The sequence below is a fragment of the Nonomuraea sp. NPDC047529 genome (assembly GCF_040642995.1).
In the GTDB taxonomy this organism is placed as follows: Bacteria; Actinomycetota; Actinomycetes; order Streptosporangiales; family Streptosporangiaceae; genus Nonomuraea.
This window is the reverse complement of record NZ_JBEYTJ010000098.1, coordinates 1-2,848: the sequence shown is the minus strand read 5'-3', so window position 1 is coordinate 2,848 and position 2,848 is coordinate 1. Positions and strand designations below refer to the sequence as shown.

Annotated in this window: 1 protein-coding gene; it reads left to right on the top strand. The window is 67.3% G+C overall.

The annotated features are described in order from the left end of the window. Positions 1–27 precede the first annotated feature (27 nt). Positions 28–2,848 (top strand): beta-ketoacyl synthase N-terminal-like domain-containing protein (locus tag ABZ815_RS52640; protein ID WP_357711098.1); only part of this gene is annotated, 2,821 nt, incomplete at its 3' end.

Genomic DNA, 2,848 nt, shown 5'->3' with positions numbered 1-2,848 from the left:
CGCCTGACCCGCTCAGGCTTCACCGCCATGGACGCCCACCACGGCATGAACCTGCTGGACACCGCACAAGCCACCCCAGAACCCTTCCTGATCCCCCTACCGTTCGACCGACGTGCCCTCGCCACACGACCCGACGGCGTCCCCGCGATCCTGCGAGCCCTGACACCCGCCCCCAAACGCCGCATCGTCCAGGACGTGGTGGCCGCGGATGGCGATTCACCATTGCAGCGGCGGTTGGCGGGGTTGCCGGTGGCCGAACAGGAACACGTGCTGGTCTCGCTCGTGCGCTCGCACGCCGCGGCCGTGCTCGGACACGGGTCGGAGGAAGAGATCGCGGCCGGGCGGCCGTTCAAGGAACTCGGGTTCGACTCGCTCACCTCGGTCGAGCTCCGCAACCGGCTGGGCCGGGCGGCAGGGGTGAAACTACCGGCCACGCTGGTGTTCGACCACCCCACCCCCGCCGCGGTGGCCGACTACCTGTTCCAGCGAGTGGGCACCGGCCCAGCACAAACCCACGAAGCCAAGGCGGCATCGGCCGCCAAGCCCGCAGCCAGCACGACCACAGCGGCCGCGGCAGGAGTGGGCGAGCCGATCGCGGTGGTGGCGATGGCCTGCCGATATCCCGGAGAGATCACCTCACCGGAGGAGATGTGGCAACTGCTGGTGCGGGGCGGGTCGGGCATCACCGGCCTGCCCGAGGACCGGGGCTGGGACCTGGAACGGCTGTTTGACCCGGACCCGGACACACCGGGCACCACATATCTGCGGCAGGGCGGGTTCCTGCGAGACGCGGCCGGGTTCGACGCCGGCTTCTTCGGAATCTCCCCACGCGAGGCGATCGCGATCGACCCGCAGCAGCGGGTGCTGCTGGAGACCTCCTGGGAGGTCCTGGAACGGGCCGGAATCGATCCCGACACGTTGAAGGGCAGCCTGACCGGGGTGTTCATCGGCGGAACACACACCGGATACGGCGCAGGACATGGAGCATATCCCGACGAAATCGAGGGGTACCTGCAGACCGGAAACGCTGGTTCGGTCATGTCGGGGCGGGTGGCGTATGCCCTCGGGCTGGAAGGGCCGGCGCTGACCGTTGACACCGCCTGTTCGTCTTCCCTGGTAGCCATCCATCTGGCTTGTGAGTCTCTGCGGCGGGGTGAGAGCACCCTGGCGCTGGCAGGCGGCGTGACCGTCATGGCCACCCCCGACCTCCTGGTCGACTTCAGCCGCCAGCGAGGACTGGCACGAGACGGCCGCTGCAAGCCGTTCTCCGACGACGCCGACGGCACCGTGTTCTCCGAAGGCGTCGGCGTCCTGCTGCTGGAACGACTGGCCGACGCCCAGGCCAACGGCCACCAGATAGTGGGCGTGATCCGGGGATCAGCGGTCAACCAGGACGGCGCGAGCAACGGACTGTCGGCACCGAACGGCCCCTCCCAGGAACGGGTGATCCGCCAAGCCCTGGCCAACGCCGGACTGACCGCCCGCGACATCGACGCGGTCGAAGCCCACGGCACCGGCACCACACTCGGCGACCCCATCGAAGCTCAGGCGTTGCTTGCCGCTTACGGACGCGATCGGGACCCCGCGGATCCGCTGTGGCTGGGGTCGATCAAGTCGAACTTCGGGCATTCGCAGGCAGCCGCGGGTGTGGCGGGTGTGATCAAAATGCTCATGGCCGCCCAACACCAACTACTCCCCCAAACCCTGCACGCCGACACACCCACCACCCACGTCGACTGGCAACAAGGCCAACTACGCCTCCTCCACCAACCCCAACCCTGGCCCCACCACCCCAACCGGCCACGACGCGCCGGCATCTCCTCCTTCGGCATCAGCGGCACCAACGCCCACATCATCATCGAACAAGCCCCCACCCCCCACACCACCCCGCCCCCCGAAGATCAACCAAACCCACACACCGAACTACCCCTCCTCCCCATCACCCTGTCCGCCCGAGACCCCCAAGCCCTCACAGCCCAAGCCACCCGCCTCCACCAACACCTCACCAACCACCCCCACCTCACCCTCCACGACATCGCCCTCCAAACCACCACCACCCGCACCCACCACGAACACCGCGCCGTCATCCTCGCCCACACCCACCAAGACCTCCACCAAACCCTCCACCACCTCGCCAACCCCACCAACACCGAACCACCCACAAACACAAACCGGCCCTTCACCCCAGGCGCAAACCTCATCACCGGACGAACACGCCCCGGCAAAACCGCCTTCCTCTACTCAGGCCAAGGCACCCAACACCCCGGAATGGGCCACAACCTCTACACCACCTTCCCCACCTTCGCCAACGCCCTCGACCAAGCCTTCCAAGCCCTCAACCCCCACCTCGAACACCCCCTCCAACACATCATGTGGGCCAAACCCCACACCCCCCACGCCCAACTCCTCAACCAAACCCTCTACACCCAACCCGCCCTCTTCGCCCTCCAAACCGCCCTCCACCACCTCCTCACCAGCTGGAACATCCACCCCCACTACCTCGCCGGACACTCCCTCGGCGAAATCACCGCCGCCCACACCGCCGGCATCCTCACCCTCACCGACGCCGCCACCCTCATCACCACCCGCGCCCGCCTCATGCACAACCTCCCCACCAACGGCACCATGACCGCCATCCACGCCACCCCCCAAGAAATCACCCCCCACCTCACCCCCAACGTCACCATCGCCGCCATCAACACCCCCAACACCACCGTCATCTCCGGCACCACCCACGACGTCAACACCATCACCCACCACTTCACCCAACAAGGACGCAAAACCCACACCCTCACCGTCTCCCACGCCTTCCACTCACCCCACCTCAACCCCATCCTCAACACCCTCA